Here is an 18811-nt window from a genome sequence, read left to right on the forward strand (position 1 = left end):
CCAGCGGATTTCCCGGACGTATACGGCAATGTCAGTGCCGTGGTGTGCAATGGATCTCGTGCCCGTGCTCGAAGAACCACTGAAGAAGGCGCTCGGTCCCGCCACCGCGAAGGTGATGGCCGAGCATCTCGGCCTGCACACCGTCGGCGACCTGCTGCACCACTACCCCCGCAGATACGAGGAGCGCGGGCAGCTCACCCACCTCGCCGACCTGCCGATGGACGAGCACGTGACGGTGGTCGCCCAGGTCGCCGACGCCCGTCTGCACACCTTCGCCTCCGCCAAGGCGCCCCGCGGCAAGGGCCAGCGCCTGGAGGTCACCATCACGGACGGCAGCGGCCGCGTGCAGCTCGTCTTCTTCGGCAACGGCGTGCACAAGCCCCACAAGGACCTGCTGCCCGGCACCCGCGCGATGTTCTCCGGCAAGGTCTCCGTCTTCAACCGCCGTCTCCAGCTGGCCCATCCGGCCTACGAACTGCTGCGCGGCGAGGACGGCGAGGCCGCGGAGAGCGTCGACAGCTGGGCCGGTGCCCTCATCCCGATCTACCCGGCCACCGCCAAGCTGGAGTCCTGGAAGATCGCCAAGTCCGTGCAGACGGTGCTGCCCAGCGCCCAGGAGGCGGTCGACCCCCTCCCTGACTCGCTGCGCGACGGCCGCGGTCTGGTGACCCTCCCCGAGGCCCTCCTCAAGATCCACCGCCCGCACACCAAGGCCGACGTCCACGACGCCCGCGCCCGCCTCAAGTGGGACGAGGCCTTCGTCCTCCAGGTCGCCCTGGCCCGCCGCCGCCACGCCGACGCCCAGCTCCCGGCCGTCGCCCGCGTCCCCGCCCCGGACGGCCTGCTCACCGCCTTCGACGCCCGGCTGCCCTTCACCCTCACCGAGGGCCAGCAGAAGGTCTCCAAGGAGATCTTCGACGGCCTGGCCACCGAACACCCGATGCACCGCCTGCTCCAGGGGGAGGTCGGATCGGGCAAGACGATGGTGGCCCTGCGCGCCATGCTCGCCGTCGTCGATGCCGGGGGGCAGGCCGCGATGCTCGCGCCCACCGAGGTGCTCGCCCAGCAGCACCACCGGTCGATCACCGAGATGATGGGCGAGCTGGCCGAGGGCGGCATGCTCGGCGGGGCCGAGCACTCCACGAAGGTCGTGCTGCTCACCGGCTCCATGGGCGCGGCCGGCCGGCGTCAGGCGCTGCTCGACCTGGTCACCGGCGAGGCCGGGATCGTGATCGGCACCCACGCGCTGATCGAGGACAAGGTGCAGTTCCACGACCTGGGCCTGGTCGTGGTCGACGAGCAGCACCGCTTCGGCGTCGAGCAGCGCGACGCCCTGCGCGGCAAGGGCAAACAGCCCCCGCACCTCCTGGTCATGACCGCCACCCCCATCCCGCGCACGGTCGCGATGACGGTCTTCGGCGACCTGGAGACCTCCGTCCTCGACCAGCTCCCCGCCGGACGCTCCCCGATCGCCACCCATGTCGTCCCCGCCGCCGACAAACCGCACTTCCTCACGCGCGCGTGGGAGCGCGTGCGCGAGGAAGTGGAGAACGGCCACCAGGCGTACGTCGTCTGCCCCCGCATCGGCGACGAGGAGGACGACAAGAAGGGCGCCCGGAAGAAGTCACCCGCGGACGACGCCGAGAAACGCCCGCCGCTGGCCGTCCTCGACGTCGCCGACCAGCTCCTCAAGGGTCCCCTCCAGGGCCTGCGCGTCGAGGTCCTGCACGGCAGGATGCACCCGGACGACAAGGACGCCGTCATGCGCCGCTTCGCCGCGGGCGAGACGCACGTCCTGGTCGCCACGACCGTCATCGAGGTCGGGGTCAACGTGCCGAACGCCACCGCCATGGTGATCATGGACGCCGACCGCTTCGGCGTCTCCCAGCTCCACCAGCTCCGCGGCCGCGTCGGCCGCGGCTCGGCGGCGGGGCTGTGCCTGCTGGTCTCCGAGATGCCGGAGGCGAGCCCGGCCCGTCAGCGGCTGAACGCGGTGGCCTCGACCCTGGACGGCTTCGAACTCTCCCGTATCGACCTCGAACAGCGCCGCGAGGGCGACGTCCTCGGCCAGGCCCAGTCCGGCGTCCGCTCCTCTCTGCGCATGCTCGCCGTCATCGAGGACGAGGAGATCATCGCCGAGGCCCGCGAGGAGGCCACCTCGGTCGTCGCGGCCGACCCGGACCTCGTCGGCCTGCCCGGCCTGCGCGTCGCCCTGGACGCCCTGCTGGACGAGGAACGGGAGCAGTACCTGGACAAGGGCTGAGCGGCGGCGACAGGCCCGCGGCTGAGAGACTGGGAGGAACCGACCACCCCCAGCGCAAAGGACCCCCATGACCCGCGTGATCGCCGGCCGGGCCGGCGGACGCCGTCTGGCCGTGCCGCCGGGCACCGGCACCCGCCCCACCTCCGACCGGGCGCGCGAGGGCCTCTTCTCCACCTGGGAGTCCCTGCTCGGCGGCCCGCTGGAGGGCGAGCGCGTCCTCGACCTGTACGCCGGGTCGGGCGCCGTCGGCCTGGAGGCGCTCAGCCGCGGTGCCGGACACACCCTCCTCGTGGAGGCGGACGCCCGCGCCGCCAAGGTCGTCCGCGACAACGTGCGGACCCTGGGTCTGCCGGGCGCCGAGGTCAGAGCGGGCAAAGCGGAACAGATCGTCCGGACGGCGGCGCCCCCGGAGCCGTACGACCTGGTCTTCCTCGACCCCCCGTACGCCGTCCCGGACGACGATCTTCGGGAGATCCTGCTCACACTCCGCACCGGGGGCTGGCTCACGGAGGATGCGCTCGTCACCGTGGAGCGCAGCACCAGAGGCGGTGAATTCGGCTGGCCCGAGGGTTTCGAGGCCCTCAGGGCCCGTCGCTACGGCGAGGGCACCTTTTGGTACGGTCGCGCCGCCTCTACGTGCGAAGACGCACGATGACCGGACCGGAGAGCGAGGGACCACTGTTGCGCCGCGCCGTCTGTCCGGGGTCATTCGACCCCATCACCAACGGACATCTCGACATCATCGCCCGCGCCTCCGCGCTGTACGACGTCGTGCACGTCGTCGTGATGATCAATCAGTCGAAGAAGGGCCTGTTCACGGTCGACGAGCGGATCGAGCTGATCCGCGAGGTCACGGCCGAGTTCGGCAACGTCCAGGTCGAGGCCTACCACGGCCTCCTCGTCGACTACTGCAAACAGCGGGACATCCCGGCCATCGTCAAGGGCCTCCGCGCGGTCAGCGACTTCGACTACGAACTCCAGATGGCCCAGATGAACAACGGCCTCTCGGGCGTCGAGACCCTGTTCATCCCGACCAGCCCCACCTACAGCTTCCTGTCCTCGTCGCTGGTCAAGGAGGTCGCGAACTGGGGCGGGGACATCTCCCACCTGGTGCCCCCGGTGGTCCTGGAGGCGCTCAAGGAGCGGCTCGGCGAGGACTGAGCGACTGACAGTCCGTCACCCGGTGTCGGACGGCGCGGCAGTGGTCGTACAGTCGTCCCGTCCGTCTCCATCACGGCTGTAGAGAGTGGCGAGCACACGGTGGACGTACAGAAGAAGCTCGATGAGATCGTCTCGGCGGTCGGCAGCGCCCGTTCCATGCCCATGTCGGCGTCGTGCGTGGTCAACCGCGCCGACCTGCTCGCGATGCTGGAAGAGGTGCGCCAGGCGCTGCCCGGCTCCCTCGCCCAGGCGCAGGAGCTGATCGGCGGCCGCGAGGAGATGGTCGAACGGGCCCGTCAGGAGGCCGAGCGGATCATCGAGACCGCGCACGCCGAGCGCGGTTCGCTGATCTCCGACACCGAGGTCGCCCGCCGCTCGCAGAACGAGGCGGACCGGATCCTGAACGAGTCCCGCAAGGAGGCCGAGGAGATCCGGGCCGAGGCCGACGACTACGTCGACTCCCAGCTCGCCAACTTCGAGGTCGTCCTCACCAAGACCCTCGGCTCCGTCGGCCGCGGCCGCGAGAAGCTCCTCGGCACCGGCCCCGGCCTCGACGAGGACGGCTACGAGGACGAGGACTCCCCCGAGCGCAGCTACGACCCGGAGACCCTGCGCCGCAACGCCGACGAATACGTCGACGCCAAGCTCGGCGCCTTCGAGGCCGTCCTCGCCAAGACCCTGGAGGCCGTCGGCCGCGGCCGGGAGAAGCTCCAGGGCCGGATCGCCTCGGACGACCTCGGCACGCTCGGCTCCTACGGGGACGACGGGACGCCCGGCGCGCACACCAGCGACGCCGACTACCTGGCCGGCCTCGCGGAGCTCGCCGACGAGCCCGAGCAGAGCATCCCGGCCCAGGCCCCGGAACCGGCCGCGCAGCCGTCCTACGGGCAGCAGGAGGCGTACGCCTACCAGCAGCAGGCCGACCCGTACGGCTACCAGCAGCAGTACGCCCCCCAGCAGGACGCCTACGGCTACCAGCAGGCCGACCCGTACGCCGCCTACCAGCAGCAGGGCTACGACCAGCAGGGGTACGACCAGGGCCAGCAGGGCTACGCCCAGCAGCAGGCCCATCTCATGGACCAGCAGAGCCACGCCCTCGACGAGGCCAGCCTCTTCGACACCAGCATGATCAGCGCGGACCAGCTGAGGGCGTACGAGCAGGGCCGCGGCGGGCACTGACCGCACGGTCGGCAGGGGGTGCGCGCCGCCGGCCCGGATGGGGGCGCGCACCGGATTGGGCCGAGAGCGAAAGGTCCAGTATCCTGGCTCTTCGGTCGCGTCTACGTCCGTGATCAGCGCTGCCCGAGGGACACCCCGGGTGGCGTTCCTCGAGTTCGAAGATCGAAAGCAGGAATGGCTCTGAACGCCCGCCTCGACCACCGCAATCCTCTCGTGTTCGACACGCACGAGCTGGGGCGGCGTCCTGGCGCGATGCAGCGCCTGACCCGCACGATCGACGCTCCCGTGGATCTCGGGATCCAGGGTGTCATCGGAGTGCCGGAAGGCGCCCCGGTGGAACTCGAACTCCGTCTGGAGTCGGTCATGGAAGGGGTGCTTGTCACAGGCACCGCCCGTGCATCGGTGAAGGGGGAGTGCGTAAGGTGTCTGGAGCCGCTAGAGCAGGCGCTCGAAGCGGATTTCCAGGAGATGTTCTCGTACCCTGACGCCGATGACCGGGGCCGCCCCAAGGCGGAGCCGGTCGACGACGCCGAGGACGACGAGGACACGCTCTTTCTCGAGGACGGCCTGTTCGACCTCGAACCCGTGCTGCGGGATGCGGTGGTGCTCGCACTGCCGATGCAGCCGGTGTGCCAGGACGACTGCCTGGGTCTGTGCTCCGAATGCGGAGCCCGGCTCGCGGACGACCCGGACCACCACCACGACGCCGTCGACATCCGTTGGGCGGCACTGCAGGGACTCGCCGGTTCACTCGAAGATGGCGAGAAGGACGAGTTGAGCGGCGCCGAACCTGGCGTCGACGAGAAGCAGGAGAAGTAGCCGTGGCTGTTCCGAAGCGGAAGATGTCGCGCAGCAACACGCGCCACCGCCGGTCGCAGTGGAAGGCTGCGGTCCCCACCCTGGTTGCGTGCGAGCGCTGCCACGAGCCCAAGCTGCAGCACATCGCGTGCCCGGCTTGCGGCACCTACAACAAGCGCCAGGTCCTCGAGGTCTGAGCGGCTGGTGAGAGGTCTGATGTCTGACGCCAAGGCGGATCCAACCGCCAAGAAAAAGGCGGACAACACAGCCTCGTCCCACACGCTTCTGGAAGGGCGGCTCGGCTACAAGCTCGAGTCCGCCCTTCTGGTGCGTGCGCTGACCCACCGTTCCTACGCGTACGAGAACGGCGGTCTGCCGACCAACGAGCGTCTGGAGTTCCTCGGGGACTCCGTACTCGGCCTCGTGGTCACGGACACGCTGTACCGCACCCACCCCGACCTGCCCGAGGGCCAGCTGGCCAAACTGCGGGCCGCGGTGGTCAATTCTCGTGCACTGGCGGAGGTGGGCCGCGGCCTCGAACTCGGCTCCTTCATCCGGCTCGGCCGGGGCGAGGAAGGCACGGGAGGCCGGGACAAGGCGTCCATCCTCGCCGACACCCTCGAAGCGGTGATCGGCGCTGTGTATCTCGACCAGGGTCTGGAAGCGGCGGGCGAGCTCGTCCACCGTCTCTTCGACCCGTTGATCGAGAAGTCCTCGAATCTCGGTGCCGGCCTGGACTGGAAGACCAGTCTCCAGGAGCTCACCGCGACCGAGGGGCTCGGGGTTCCCGAGTACCTGGTCACGGAGACCGGCCCGGACCACGAGAAGGTCTTCACTGCTGCCGCCCGCGTCGGAGGCGTCTCGTACGGCACCGGCACCGGCCGCAGCAAGAAGGAGGCGGAGCAGCAGGCCGCGGAGTCCGCGTGGCGTGCCATCCACTCCGCCGCGGACGAGCGGGCGAAGTCGGCCCGGGCCGCGGAGCAGGCGGACCGTGTCGCCCAGCAGGCGGCCCGGGACGGCGAGGAGACCGCCGACGTCCCCTCGACGCCCGGCCCCGACCCGGCCACGGCCTGACTCCTTCGACCCGCTGACGTACCGCGGTACGCGCAGCACCCGAAGTACCCGCACCACCGGACCCCGTCACGGCGCACCAGCGCCGCGGCGGGGTCCGCGCGTTGCGCCGGCCCGCCCGCGGGCCGTTCCCCGGCCGCCGTCGCCGGGCTCGATGTACCCTTCCGGCATCACCCGCCCCGTCCGTTCCCCTGGAGGAGTCCCGTGCCCGAGCTGCCCGAAGTCGAGGTCGTGCGGCGGGGCTTGGAGCGCTGGGTCACCGGGCGGGTCGTCGGATCCGTGGAGGTCCGCCACCCGCGGGCCGTGCGGCGGCACCTGGCGGGACCCGACGCCTTCGCGAAGGCACTCACCGGGCACCGGGTGGGCGGGGCGATGCGCCGCGGCAAGTATCTGTGGCTGCCGCTCGACGACTCGCCCTTCTCCGTGCTGGCGCACCTGGGCATGAGCGGTCAGCTCCTCGTGCAGCCGCAGGACGCCGCCGACGAGAAGCATCTGCGCATCCGCGTCCGCTTCGAGGACGCGCAGGGCACCGAGCTGCGGTTCGTCGACCAGCGCACCTTCGGCGGTCTGTCGCTGCACGAGAACACCGCGGACGGCCTCCCCGACGTCATCGCGCACATCGCCCGCGACCCGCTCGACCCCCTCTTCGACGACGCCGCGTTCCACACCGCGCTGCGGGCCCGCCGTACGACCCTCAAGCGGGCCCTGCTCGACCAGTCACTGATCAGCGGTGTCGGGAACATCTACGCGGACGAGGCGCTGTGGCGCTCCAGGCTCCACTACGAACGCCCGGCGGGAACGATGACCCGGCCGCGCACCGCCGAACTCCTCGGCCACGTCCGCGATGTCATGAACGACGCCCTCGCCGTCGGCGGCACCAGCTTCGACAGCCTGTACGTCAACGTCAACGGCGAGTCGGGCTACTTCGACCGCTCGCTCGACGCTTACGGGCGTGAGGGCGAGCCCTGCCACCGCTGCGGTACCCCGATGCGCCGGAAGCCCTGGATGAACCGCTCCAGCTACTTCTGCCCGCGCTGCCAGCGCGCACCGCGCCCGGCGGCCTGACACCCCGGCGCCACCGCCCGGGAGCCGTCCACGCCCGTGCGGGCCTACGCCCCCTGCCGGGCCTCGCGGGTCTCGTCGTAACGTCCGCGGGCCGCCAGGACGTCGTCCATGCGGCTCTCCACGAAGCCGATGAGGGCCAGCAGGCGCTCGGCGACCTCGCGGCCCAGCGGGGTGAGGGTGTAGTCGACGCGCGGGGGGTTCGTGGGCCGCGCGTCACGGTGCACCAGACCGTCGCGCTCCAGCGCGTGCAGGGTCTGCGAGAGCATCTTCTCGCTGACGCCGTCGACCCTGCGGCGCAGCTCGTTGAACCGGAACGTGCCGTCGTGCAGCGCCCCGAGGGTCAGGGAGCCCCAGCGGCCGGTGACGTGCTCCAGCGTGCCCCGGGACGGACAGCCACGGGCGAACACGTCGTACGCGAGATCCTCGCCGTCGCCGCTCCCGGAGTACTCACTGATCCGCGGGGACGATTCCATGCACCCAGCATACGCAGCCACAGCGCCACCCGAGGGGTTGCGCTGACTCCTGGTTAGCCCGTCGTCCCGGCGCTTCCGGCCCGGAAAGCACGACACGACCGGCCCCCCGAGCGGGCCGGTCGTGTCGTCAGCGGTCGGTTCAGTAGCCGAAGTCCTGTGTCCACCAGGGGCCGCCCTCGCCGAAGTGGACTCCGACGCCGAGGGTCTTGAAGTCGCAGTTCAGGATGTTGGCCTTGTGGCCGGGGCTGTTCATCCAGGCGTCCATGACGGCCGCCGCGTCGGCCTGGCCGCGGGCTATGTTCTCGCCGCCGAGGTCGGTTATCCCGGCCTTCGCCGCACGGTCCCAGGGGGTCAGCCCGCTCGGGTCGGTGTGGTCGAAGAAGTCCCGCGCCGCCATGTCCTCGCTGAAGGCCTGGGCGAGGTCGGTCAGGGCGCTGTTCGCGGCGACCGGGCTGCAACCGACCTTGGCGCGCTCGTCGTTGACGAGCTTGAGCACTTCGGCCTCGGCGGCCGCCTGCGCGGACACGTTCACCGGGGCCACGGCGACAGGGGCGCTGGTCTCGGACTGCGAGGGCTTGGGAGCCTCGGGCGCGGTCGTCGTCTCCTTCTGCTTCGACGCGCCGGCTTCCTTGCCCGGGGTCGCCTGCTTCTTCGGCGGCGTCTTCGTGGTCGGAGCGGCCGACGGCGAGGTGGAGGCCGAGGGGGCGGTGGTCGAGGGGGTGGTGGTCGCGCGCCCGGAGCCGCGGCTCGTCGAGGTGCCTCCGCGGGCGTCGGCGGGGCCGGACGTGCCGCCCTGCTGCCGGTCGATGCTGGAGGGAGAGCTCGCGGCCTGGATGTTGTCGGAGTTGTTGCTGCCACCGCCGAGCGCGTAGTTGTCGGCGCCGGGCACGACACCGGCCGCGACGGCCACGGTGCCGAGGGCCACGGCCGCCGAGACGCCGAGCAGACCCGTCTTGACGGGGCTCGGGCCCTTGCGCTTGCGGTGCGAGCGGGCGGAGGCGGCGGACGGGAGATCGGCGACGGCCGCGTAGCCGTACAGGTTCTCCGGGCCGTAGCTTTCCGTGTGGCTCTCGCTCGTCTCTGTGACTCCGGTGGCGCGCCCTGTGGCGGCGCGGCCGGCGTCGGAGCGTCGGTGGCGTCCCATCTCTTGGGCCTTCCTCGATCTTGAGTCAGCGATCCTCACCTCAAACTCACCCGGAAGAGTGAGTTTCTAGTGAGACTCATTGGTCCGGGACGGTACCCCATGGCGCGTGGGGAGGATGTGCTCCACGAGACATTGTCCGGTTAGCGTGCAGCCATGAACGAGGTTTCACGGCTGGTCGTCTGGGTCCGCGGACGCGTCCAAGGTGTGGGTTTCCGCTGGTTTACCCGGGCCAGGGCCCTGGAGATCGGCGGGCTGAGTGGTTTTGCTCTCAATCTCGACGACGGACGCGTCCAGGTCGTCGCGGAGGGCCCCCGGGCCGGCTGCCAGAGTCTGCTCGACTGGCTCCAGGGAGACGACACGCCCGGCCGGGTCGACGGAGTCACTGAGATCTGGGACACGCCCCGGGGGATCTACGACGGCTTCGCGATCCGCTGACGGAGCCTCCCGCGAGACCCTCCGAAAGTGGCGTGGCGTATGCCTCCGGCACCCGTCAGTAGTGGAAACCGCCTGGTGGTTGCCAACGACGGCTCGAAGTGGCAGGCTCCCGAGATAACGATGATCCCGACGCCCCGAGGGTCCCACCGGAGTCGCCGCGCCGCCGTTCCAGAAGCCGCGCGACAGTGGGTTGCCCGCCGATACGGGGCGTGATCGTGTTGACCGTCAAACTTTTTGGTGAGACGCTGAAAGCCCCGCGCACCTTAGCTGTTTGGCATGTGGAACGGCAGCACGACAACAGCAGTGTCAAGCATCGCGGGTGCGATTCCCTCACGACCCACACCGCTTCGGTCGGTCACTCAGTGTGGAGGACCATCCATCATGGCAAAGGCGCTTCTCGGTTACGTCGGCGGCTCCGACCCGCGACTCATTGCCGAGATGCGACGGCTCCAGCAGCGCGTCCAGGACCTCGAATCCGAGCTCGTACGGATCCAGGCCGAGAACGACGCGCTCGCGGCTGCCGCTTCTCACGACTCGCTTCTCGAGAGCATCGACGTACCCCAGGCGGAGCCTGCGCTCACCTGATCACTGCACCGCACCATGACAGCAGTGGTTGGGCAGCCCGAATCAACCGCTCAGTTGTCGGATTTGCAAGGGACGCCCTCCGGCGTCCCTTCTTTCTTGCTCCCGGGCAACGTTTCCCCCTCTTCAACGTCTGGTCTGCCCTGCGCCTTCATGGGCGAAACCGCGCGTTCATGGAGTGAGACCGGCCCGAAAGGTAGAGTCCGGCGGCGTGCACCTCAAGGCCCTGACCCTGCGCGGGTTCAAGTCGTTCGCCTCGGCGACCACGCTGCGGTTCGAGCCGGGCATCACCTGTGTCGTGGGCCCCAACGGCTCGGGCAAGTCCAACGTCGTGGACGCGCTCAGCTGGGTCATGGGCGAACAGGGCGCCAAGTCGCTGCGCGGCGGCAAGATGGAGGACGTCATCTTCGCCGGGACCACCGGGCGTCCGCCGCTCGGCCGGGCCGAGGTCTCGCTGACCATCGACAACTCCGACGGGGCGCTGCCCATCGAGTACGCCGAGGTCACCATCACGCGGATCATGTTCCGCAACGGCGGCAGCGAGTACCAGATCAACGGCGACACCTGCCGACTCCTCGACATCCAGGAGCTGTTGTCCGACTCCGGCATCGGCCGCGAGATGCACGTCATCGTCGGACAGGGCCAGCTCGACTCCGTCCTGCACGCCGACCCGATGGGCCGCCGTGCCTTCATCGAGGAGGCGGCCGGCGTCCTCAAGCACCGCAAGCGCAAGGAGAAGGCGCTGCGGAAGCTGGACGCCATGCAGGCGAACCTCGCCCGCGTCCAGGACCTCACCGACGAACTGCGCCGCCAGCTCAAGCCGCTCGGCCGGCAGGCCGCCGTCGCCCGCCGCGCGGCCGTGATCCAGGCCGACCTGCGCGACGCCCGGCTGCGCCTGCTCGCCGACGACCTCGTACGGCTGCGGGGGGCGCTCCAGTCCGAGATCGCCGACGAGGCCGAGCTCAAGCGGCGCAAGGAGTCCGCCGAGACCGAGCTCAGGAAGGCGCTCCAGCGGGAGGCCCTGCTGGAGGACGAGGTACGGCAGCTGACGCCGCGTCTCCAGCGCGCCCAGCAGACCTGGTACGAACTCTCCCAGCTCGCGGAGCGGGTGCGCGGCACCGTCTCGCTGGCCGACGCCCGCGTCAAGAGCGCCACCTCGGTGCCCGCCGAGGAGCGGCGCGGCCGCGACCCCGAGGACATGGAGCGAGAGGCCGCCCGCGTCCGTGAGCAGGAGGCCGAACTCGAAGCGGCCCTGGAGGCGGCCGAGCGGGCCCTGGAGGACACCGTCGCGCACCGCGCCGAGCTGGAGCGCGAACTGACCGTCGAGGAGCGCCGGCTCAAGGACGTGGCCCGCGCCATCGCCGACCGCCGCGAGGGCCTCGCCCGCCTGGGCGGCCAGGTCAACGCGGCCCGTTCGCGCGCCGCCTCGGCGCAGGCCGAGATCGACCGGCTCGCCGCCGCCCGCGACGAGGCACGGGACCGCGCGGTCACCGCCCAGGAGGAGTACGAGCAGCTCAAGGCCGAGGTCGACGGACTCGACGCGGACGACGCCGATCTCGCCGAGCGGCACGAGGCGGCCAGGGCCGCCCTGTCCGACGCCGAGGCCGCCCTGAGCGCCGCCCGCGAGGCCGCGACCGCCTCGGAACGCGAGCGGGCCGCCACCCGGGCCCGCCGTGACGCCCTCGCCCTCGGCCTGCGGCGCAAGGACGGCACGGGAGTGCTGCTCGGCGCCACGGACCGGCTCACCGGGATCCTCGGTCCCGCCGCCGTGCTGCTGTCGGTCACCCCTGGTTTCGAGGTCGCGCTCGCCGCTGCCTTCGGCGCGGCCGCCGACGCCGTCGCGGTGACCACCACCGCCTCGGCGGCCGAGGCCATCCGGCTGCTGCGCAAGCAGGACGCGGGCCGCGCGACCCTGCTGCTCGCCGGAGCGCCCGAGGAACCCGACGCGGGGACCGGCACCGGTACGGCCCCCGACGCCGGCTCGGGCACCGACGCCGACGGCCGCCCGTACGCCGCCGCTCTGGTCCGCGGTCCCGCCGAACTGATGCCCGCCGTACGGCGGTTGCTGCGCGGGATCGTCGTCGTCGGCACCCTGGAGGAGGCCGAGGACCTGGTCCACGCCCGCCCCGGACTCACCGCGGTGACCGCCGAGGGCGACCTGCTCGGGGCGCACTTCGCGCACGGCGGGTCCGCCGGTGCGCCGAGCCTCCTCGAAGTGCAGGCCTCCGTGGACGAGGCCACCGCCGAGCTGGAGGAACTGGCCGTACGCTGCGAGGAGTTGGCCGAGGCTCAGCAACTTGCCACGGAACTGCGCAAGGAACGGGCCGCGCTGGTCGAGGAGTTGGGGGAGCGACGCCGGGCCTCCGAGCGGGAGAAGTCTTCCGTGGCGCAGCAGTTGGGACGGCTGGCCGGGCAGGCGCGGGGCGCCGCCGGAGAGGCCGAGCGCGGCACCGCGGCCGCGGCCCGCGCGCAGGAGGCGCTCGACCGTGCCGTGGCCGAGGCGGAGGAACTGGCCGAACGGCTCGCCGTGGCCGAGGAGATGCCGGCCGAGGAGGAACCCGACACCTCGGTACGGGACCGGCTCGCCGCGGACGGCGCCAACGCGCGGCAGACGGAGATGGAGGCCCGCCTCCAGGTCCGTACGCACGAGGAGCGGGTGAAGGGACTCGCCGGACGGGCCGACTCGCTGGACCGGGCCGCCCGGGCCGAACGCGAGGCACGCGCGCGTGCCGAACAGCGGCGTGCCCGGCTGCGCCACGAGGCCGCCGTCGCCTCGGCCGTCGCCTCCGGCGCCCGCCAGCTGCTCGCGCACGTCGAGATCTCGCTCGCCCGCGCCGAGGAGGAGCGCACCGCCGCCGACACGGCGAAGGCCCGCCGCGAGCAGGAGCTCGTGGCCGCGCGCGGCCAGGGCCGTGACCTCAAGGAAGAGCTCGACAAGCTCACCGACTCGGTGCACCGGGGCGAGGTGCTCGGCGCCGAGAAGCGGATGCGCATGGAGCAGCTGGAGGCGAAGGCGCTGGACGAACTCGGCGTCGAACCGGCGGGACTCGTCGCGGACTACGGCCCCGACCAGCTCGTACCGCCGTCGCTGCCCGCCGAGGGCGAGGAGCTGCCCGACGACCCCGAGCACCCGCGCAACCAGCCGCGGCGCTTCCACCGGGCCGAGCAGGAGAAGCGGCTGAAGTCGGCCGAGCGGGCGTACCAGCAGCTCGGCAAGGTCAATCCGCTGGCCCTGGAGGAGTTCGCCGCGCTGGAGGAGCGCCACAAGTTCCTCAGCGAGCAGCTGGAGGACCTGAAGAAGACGCGCGCCGACCTTCTCCAGGTGGTGAAGGAGGTCGACGAGCGCGTCGAGCAGGTCTTCACCGAGGCGTACCGGGACACCGCCCGGGAGTTCGAGGGCGTGTTCGGCCGGCTGTTCCCGGGCGGTGAGGGGCGGCTGATCCTGACCGACCCCGACAACATGCTGACCACGGGTGTCGACGTGGAGGCCAGGCCGCCGGGCAAGAAGGTCAAGCGGCTCAGCCTCCTGTCGGGCGGCGAGCGGTCGCTGACCGCCGTGGCGCTCCTGGTGTCGATCTTCAAGGCGCGCCCGAGCCCGTTCTACGTGATGGACGAGGTCGAGGCGGCGCTGGACGACACGAACCTCCAGCGGCTGATCAGGATCATGCAGGAGCTCCAGGAGGCCTCGCAGCTGATCGTGATCACGCACCAGAAGCGCACGATGGAGGTCGCGGACGCGCTGTACGGCGTCTCCATGCAGGGCGACGGCGTCTCGAAGGTGATCAGCCAGCGCCTGCGCTGAGGCCAGGCTCCCCCTCGTCCGGCTCCGGAAGGTCCTCGCCCACGCCCTCGTCGGCGAGTTCGGCCAGCACCTCGGCGTGGCAGCGCTCGGGGACGCACCAGCAGCCGAGGCGGTGGCCGCGCAGGGCCGGGAGCCGGGCCAGCAGTTCCGGGCGCGCCAGCAGATAGGCGCGGTACATCTCGACGACCTCCTCGCGGGTGCCGTCGTGGCCCGGGCGGAACGGGCTCGCCAGCGGGGAACCGGCCAGCCGCCAGCCGCCCCGGTGCATGGCGCGGCCGACGTACACCACATCGGCGTACGCAGGGTCGTCGCGGTGACCCTTGAGGTTGACGACCGTGGTCCTGGGCATGCTCGGATCCTCCTCGTTCGGGCGGCCGGGAGCAACGTGAGCGCGGCCGAGAACCGGCCCTCGCTGGACCATTCGGGCACTTGATGTTCAAACCTTGAACACAACAACGTCACATCGGTGGCGATGTCCGGAACGACCCCGGGGTTTGACTTCGAAAAGTGAAGGCATAGTCTCTCCGACGTTCCTTTTACCTTCAGGTGGTGGCCCGCGTGAACCTGTGCGCCACTGGTAACCACCGGTGAAGGTCTTCGCCCCCCACCCCCGGCAGCGAGGCCGGTGGCCCGAGGAGTCTTAGTGACCAGCGCATCGCAGGCACCTGTGCCAGGAGCCCGGACGGCTCATCCCGAGCATCTCGGGCATGTCATCTTCATCGCGGCCGCGGCCGCGATGGGCGGCTTCCTCTTCGGCTACGACAGCGCTGTGATCAACGGCGCGGTCGAGGCCATCCGCGACCGCTACAACATCGGCTCCGCGGCGCTGGCCCAGGTGATCGCCATCGCCCTGATCGGCTGCGCCATCGGCGCGGCGGCCGCCGGCCGCATGGCGGACCGCATCGGACGCATCCGCTGCATGCAGATCTCCGCGAGCCTCTTCACCATCAGCGCCGTCGGCTCGGCCCTGCCGTTCGCGCTCTGGGACCTCGCCTTCTGGCGCATCATCGGCGGATTCGCCATCGGCATGGCCTCCGTCATCGGCCCCGCCTACATCGCCGAGGTCTCCCCGCCCGCGTACCGCGGACGGCTCGGCTCGTTCCAGCAGGCCGCGATCGTCGTCGGCATCGCCATCTCGCAGCTCGTCAACTACGCCATCCTGAACGCGGCCGGCGGCGACCAGCGCGGTCAGCTGCTGGGCGTGGAGGCCTGGCAGGTCATGCTCGGTGTCATGGTCATCCCGGCCGTCCTCTACGGTCTGCTCTCCTTCGCCATCCCCGAGTCGCCGCGCTTCCTCCTCGAAGTGGGCCGCAGGGACCGGGCCCGTGAGGTGCTCAAGGAGGTCGAGGGCGACAAGATCGACCTGGACGCCCGCATGGACGAGATCGAGACGGCCATGAAGCGCGAGCACAAGTCGACCTTCAAGGACCTGCTCGGCGGCAGCTTCCTCTTCCTCCCGATCGTCTGGGTCGGTATCGGGCTCTCGGTCTTCCAGCAGTTCGTCGGCATCAACATCGCGTTCTACTACTCCGCGACGCTGTGGCAGTCGGTCGGTGTCGACCCGACGGACTCGTTCTTCTACTCGTTCACCACGTCGATCATCAACATCATCGGCACCGTGATCGCCATGATCTTCGTCGACCGCATCGGCCGCAGGCCGCTCGCCCTCATCGGCTCGGTGGGTATGGCCATCGGCCTCGGCCTGGAGGCCTGGGCCTTCTCCTACGACCTGGTCGACGGCAAGCTGCCCGCCACCCAGGGCTGGGTCGCCCTGATCGCCGCCCACGTCTTCGTCCTCTTCTTCGCCCTCTCCTGGGGTGTCGTGGTCTGGGTGTTCCTCGGCGAGATGTTCCCGAACCGGATCCGCGCCGCCGCGCTCGGTGTCGCCGCCTCCGCGCAGTGGATGGCCAACTGGGCCATCACCGCGAGCTTCCCGTCGCTGGCCGACTGGAACCTCTCCGGCACCTATGTGATCTACACCTGCTTCGCGGTGCTCTCCATCCCCTTCGTCCTCAAGTTCGTCAAGGAGACGAAGGGCAAGGCGCTGGAGGAGATGGGCTGACCGCCCGTGCCGCCGGCGGCCCCCCACGCCCGCCGGCGGCCCCCCGACCCGGGGAGAAGGGCCAAGTCCCCGCTGCCCCTCTCCCCGTACTGGTGCCGCGCCAGGCAACGTTCACCCCGTCGCGACGCCCGGCACGCCCTCTCGCTGCACCGGCCGAAAGCCCAAGTACATCCAGTACGAGGACTTCCGGCCGGCACACCGAGAGCACGCACCGGACGCCGCTCCTTCAGGGGCAAACGTTGCCTGGCGCGGCACCAGTGAAGAGGGCGTGCCGCCCCGGTCCGGACCGTCAGGTCACGCGAGCCGGGGCAGCACGCTTTCGCAGAACAGACGCAGACTGCGCCAGCCCTCCTCCAGCGGCATCCCGCCGGACAGCGGATGCAGGACGAGACTGTCCAGGCCCAGGTCCACGCACTGACCGGGCGTCAGGATCCGGTAGACGCCCTCGGCGCGCAGCTCGTCGACCGTCGTGGCCGCCGACTTCACCGCCGAGCGGATCTCGCCGGACTGCCAGGAGGCGTACGTCCGTGCCTCGTGCAGGAAGTGGCGGCCGTACTCGGCCCAGCACCGGTCCGGGTCCTCGGCGATGTGCAGCAGCGGTGTCTCGGCGCCGGGCATCATGGTCCAGCCCTCGGTGCCGTACTCGATGAGCCGCTCCTTGTAGTAGGCCTCCAGCGCGGGCAGGTGCGCGCTCGGGAAGAACGGCAGACCGAGCCGCGCCGCGCGCCGGGCCGCGGCCCGGGAGGAGCCGCCCACCAGCAGCAGCGGATGCGGGTCCGAGAACGGGCGCGGGGTGACCCGTACCGTACGGCCCCGGTACGTGAACTCCTCGCCGGTCCACGCCTTCAGCACCGTCTCCAGGAGCTCGTCCTGGAGCTCGCCGCGCCGCTTCCAGTCCACGTCGAACTGCGCGTACTCCTCGGGGCGGTATCCGATGCCGGCCACGGTCACCAGCCGTCCGCCGCCGAGCAGGTCGAGCACGGCGATGTCCTCGGCGAGCCGCAGCGGGTCGTGCAGCGGGCCGATGACCGCCGAGACGGTGACCGCGATGCGCCGGGTCGCTCCGAAGACCGCCCCCGCGAACGCGAAGGGCGACGGCAGCCAGTTGTTGGCGGCGCCGTGGTGTTCCTCGGTCTGCACGGTGGTGACCCCGCGGTCGTCCGCGTACGCGGCCATCTCGACGGCGGTCCGGTAGCGGGCGCCGAGCGAGGCGGGGGTGGCGTCGGGTTCGACGAGGTTGAAGCGCACGACCGTCACGGGCATGGGGAGCCCCCCTTCGTGGGTGGAGGGGGACGGTAGCTGACAGGGCGTCAGGTGGCCATAGCCGCGGACCCCCGGGTGGCGAGCCGCCCGCCGTCCGGCGGGACACTCCGGGGATCCAGTGTTCGTACGAAACTACAAGCCTTCTCCTGCGCGGGGAAAAAGCTTCCGGCACAGGGGATGGCGGATACTGAGGGCGTTATGGAAACCATCATCCTTGCTGTAGTCATCGCCGTGGTGGTGATCGGCGCGCTCGGTGGGCTCGTCGTCGGCAGTCGCAAGCGGAAGCAGCTGCCCCCGCCGCCCCCCGCCGCCCCCGACATCACCGCCCCTCCGGCCGAACCGCACGTCGGCGACGAGGCCGAGGCGCCGCACGACGAACCGCGCCGCACCCTGGAGGAGGTGGATCTCCCCGACGGCTCGGCCGCCCCGCCGGTCGTCGTCGAGGAGCCTCCGGCCGTCCCCCAGATCGAGATCCCGGAGCCGACCGCCGGCCGTCTGGTGCGGCTGCGCACCCGGCTCTCGCGTTCGCAGAACGCTCTCGGCAAGGGCCTGCTCACGCTGCTCTCGCGCGAGCACCTGGACGACGAGACCTGGGAGGAGATCGAGGACACGCTGCTCGTCGCCGACGTCGGTGTGCAGCCCACCCAGGAACTGGTCGAGCGGCTCCGCGAGCGCGTGAAGGTGCTCGGCACCCGCACGCCCGACGAGCTGCGCGGCCTGCTGCGCGAGGAGCTGATCCAGCTGCTCGTCCCGGAGTTCGACCGTACGGTCAAGACCGACTCGAACCTCGACACGCCGGGCATCGTGATGGTCGTCGGCGTCAACGGCACCGGCAAGACCACCACCACCGGCAAGCTCGCGCGCGTGCTCGTCGCCGACGGCAAGAGCGTCGTGCTCGGCGCGGCCGACACCTTCCGCGCCGCCGCCGCCGACCAGCTCCAGACCTGGGGCGAGCGGGTGGGCGCCCGTACCGTCCGCGGCCCCGAGGGCGGCGACCCGGCCTCGATCGCGTTCGACGCGGTCAAGGAGGGCATCGAGGAGGGCGCGGACGTCGTCCTCATCGACACCGCGGGCCGGCTCCACACCAAGACCGGCCTCATGGACGAGCTCGGCAAGGTCAAGCGTGTCGTGGAGAAGCACGCCCCGCTCGACGAGGTGCTGCTCGTCCTCGACGCGACCACCGGCCAGAACGGTCTGGTGCAGGCGCGGGTGTTCGCCGAGGTCGTGGAGATCACCGGCATCGTCCTGACCAAGCTCGACGGCACGGCCAAGGGCGGCATCGTCGTCGCGGTGCAGCGCGAGCTCGGCGTCCCGGTCAAGCTCGTCGGGCTCGGCGAGGGCGCGGACGACCTGGCGCCGTTCGAGCCGGAGGCGTTCGTTGACGCCCTTATCGGAGAGTGACCACCCACGCGAACGCGTAGGTACGCGAAGAAGCGCCCGCCCCCACGGCACTGCCTGGGGGACGGGCGCTTCGTCCTGTACGGGGAGGGACGCGACGGGGTGCGGGGGAGGG

17 protein-coding genes are annotated in these 18811 nt (G+C 71.1%); 13 read left to right on the top strand and 4 right to left on the bottom strand.

Features of this window, described 5'->3' with window-relative positions:
- Window positions 1-49 precede the first annotated feature (49 nt).
- From recG to mutM, 8 genes are all read left to right on the top strand, one after another.
- The gene (gene recG / locus ACFWI4_RS11965) at window positions 50-2263 is read left to right on the top strand and encodes an ATP-dependent DNA helicase RecG (RefSeq protein WP_387194088.1); all 2214 of its coding nucleotides are present in this window, start codon (window positions 50-52) and stop codon (window positions 2261-2263) included.
- Window positions 2264-2330: 67 nt separating this feature from the next.
- A complete protein-coding gene (gene rsmD / locus ACFWI4_RS11970; protein ID WP_387194091.1) occupies window positions 2331-2918 on the top strand; it encodes a 16S rRNA (guanine(966)-N(2))-methyltransferase RsmD in 588 nt (195 codons plus the stop codon).
- Between the two features lie 26 nt (window positions 2919-2944).
- Complete coding sequence (coaD, locus tag ACFWI4_RS11975) at window positions 2945-3424, top strand: pantetheine-phosphate adenylyltransferase (RefSeq protein WP_385408236.1); 480 nt, start codon at window positions 2945-2947, stop codon at window positions 3422-3424.
- A gap of 99 nt (window positions 3425-3523) precedes the next feature.
- Complete coding sequence (locus ACFWI4_RS11980) at window positions 3524-4603, top strand: cell division initiation protein (RefSeq protein WP_387194094.1); 1080 nt, start codon at window positions 3524-3526, stop codon at window positions 4601-4603.
- Between the two features lie 174 nt (window positions 4604-4777).
- The gene (locus ACFWI4_RS11985) at window positions 4778-5422 is read left to right on the top strand and encodes a YceD family protein (RefSeq protein ID WP_385408220.1); all 645 of its coding nucleotides are present in this window, start codon (window positions 4778-4780) and stop codon (window positions 5420-5422) included.
- 2 nt (window positions 5423-5424) lie between these two features.
- Entirely contained in the window at window positions 5425-5598 is a 174-nt protein-coding gene (gene rpmF, locus ACFWI4_RS11990) for a 50S ribosomal protein L32 (RefSeq protein WP_006139588.1), read from the top strand.
- A 19-nt stretch (window positions 5599-5617) separates the two neighbouring features.
- Window positions 5618-6475 (top strand): ribonuclease III, encoded by an 858-nt coding sequence (rnc, locus tag ACFWI4_RS11995; protein ID WP_385408218.1) that lies wholly within the window; start codon window positions 5618-5620, stop codon window positions 6473-6475.
- 201 nt (window positions 6476-6676) lie between these two features.
- Window positions 6677-7537 (top strand): bifunctional DNA-formamidopyrimidine glycosylase/DNA-(apurinic or apyrimidinic site) lyase, encoded by an 861-nt coding sequence (mutM, locus tag ACFWI4_RS12000; RefSeq protein WP_385408216.1) that lies wholly within the window; start codon window positions 6677-6679, stop codon window positions 7535-7537.
- Between the two features lie 44 nt (window positions 7538-7581).
- Here mutM and ACFWI4_RS12005 read toward each other — a convergent pair whose 3' ends face one another.
- Window positions 7582-8010, bottom strand: coding sequence for a winged helix-turn-helix transcriptional regulator (locus ACFWI4_RS12005; RefSeq protein WP_387194100.1), 429 nt, complete (start codon window positions 8008-8010; stop codon window positions 7582-7584).
- A 139-nt stretch (window positions 8011-8149) separates the two neighbouring features.
- Entirely contained in the window at window positions 8150-9154 is a 1005-nt protein-coding gene (locus ACFWI4_RS12010; RefSeq protein WP_387194103.1) for a CAP domain-containing protein, read from the bottom strand.
- A 153-nt stretch (window positions 9155-9307) separates the two neighbouring features.
- Between ACFWI4_RS12010 and ACFWI4_RS12015 the strand changes: the two genes are divergently transcribed.
- The 3 genes from ACFWI4_RS12015 to smc all read left to right on the top strand — a co-directional run bounded on the left by ACFWI4_RS12015 (window position 9308) and on the right by smc (window position 13973).
- The gene (locus tag ACFWI4_RS12015) at window positions 9308-9589 is read left to right on the top strand and encodes an acylphosphatase (RefSeq protein WP_361683156.1); all 282 of its coding nucleotides are present in this window, start codon (window positions 9308-9310) and stop codon (window positions 9587-9589) included.
- A gap of 381 nt (window positions 9590-9970) precedes the next feature.
- Window positions 9971-10174, top strand: coding sequence for a hypothetical protein (locus ACFWI4_RS12020; RefSeq protein ID WP_028802434.1), 204 nt, complete (start codon window positions 9971-9973; stop codon window positions 10172-10174).
- A gap of 208 nt (window positions 10175-10382) precedes the next feature.
- Window positions 10383-13973, top strand: a complete 3591-nt coding sequence (smc, locus tag ACFWI4_RS12025; RefSeq protein ID WP_387194107.1) for a chromosome segregation protein SMC — start codon at window positions 10383-10385, stop codon at window positions 13971-13973.
- Here smc and ACFWI4_RS12030 read toward each other — a convergent pair.
- A complete protein-coding gene (locus tag ACFWI4_RS12030) occupies window positions 13954-14322 on the bottom strand; it encodes a DUF4326 domain-containing protein (RefSeq protein ID WP_387194110.1) in 369 nt (122 codons plus the stop codon). The genes smc and ACFWI4_RS12030 overlap by 20 nt on opposite strands.
- Window positions 14323-14616: 294 nt before the next feature.
- On the opposite strand from ACFWI4_RS12030, the gene ACFWI4_RS12035 reads away from it, so the two are divergent.
- Window positions 14617-16035 (top strand): sugar porter family MFS transporter, encoded by a 1419-nt coding sequence (locus tag ACFWI4_RS12035; protein ID WP_387194112.1) that lies wholly within the window; start codon window positions 14617-14619, stop codon window positions 16033-16035.
- 294 nt (window positions 16036-16329) lie between these two features.
- Here the strand turns inward: ACFWI4_RS12035 and ACFWI4_RS12040 are convergent, their stop codons facing one another.
- Entirely contained in the window at window positions 16330-17298 is a 969-nt protein-coding gene (locus ACFWI4_RS12040; protein ID WP_387194114.1) for an LLM class flavin-dependent oxidoreductase, read from the bottom strand.
- 198 nt (window positions 17299-17496) lie between these two features.
- Between ACFWI4_RS12040 and ftsY the strand changes: the two genes are divergently transcribed.
- Complete coding sequence (gene ftsY / locus ACFWI4_RS12045; protein ID WP_385408202.1) at window positions 17497-18699, top strand: signal recognition particle-docking protein FtsY; 1203 nt, start codon at window positions 17497-17499, stop codon at window positions 18697-18699.
- The last annotated feature ends 112 nt before the right edge of the window (window positions 18700-18811 follow it).

Origin of the sequence: Streptomyces sp. NPDC127038 (assembly GCF_042725875.1) — a bacterium.
Lineage (GTDB): Bacteria > Actinomycetota > Actinomycetes > Streptomycetales > Streptomycetaceae > Streptomyces.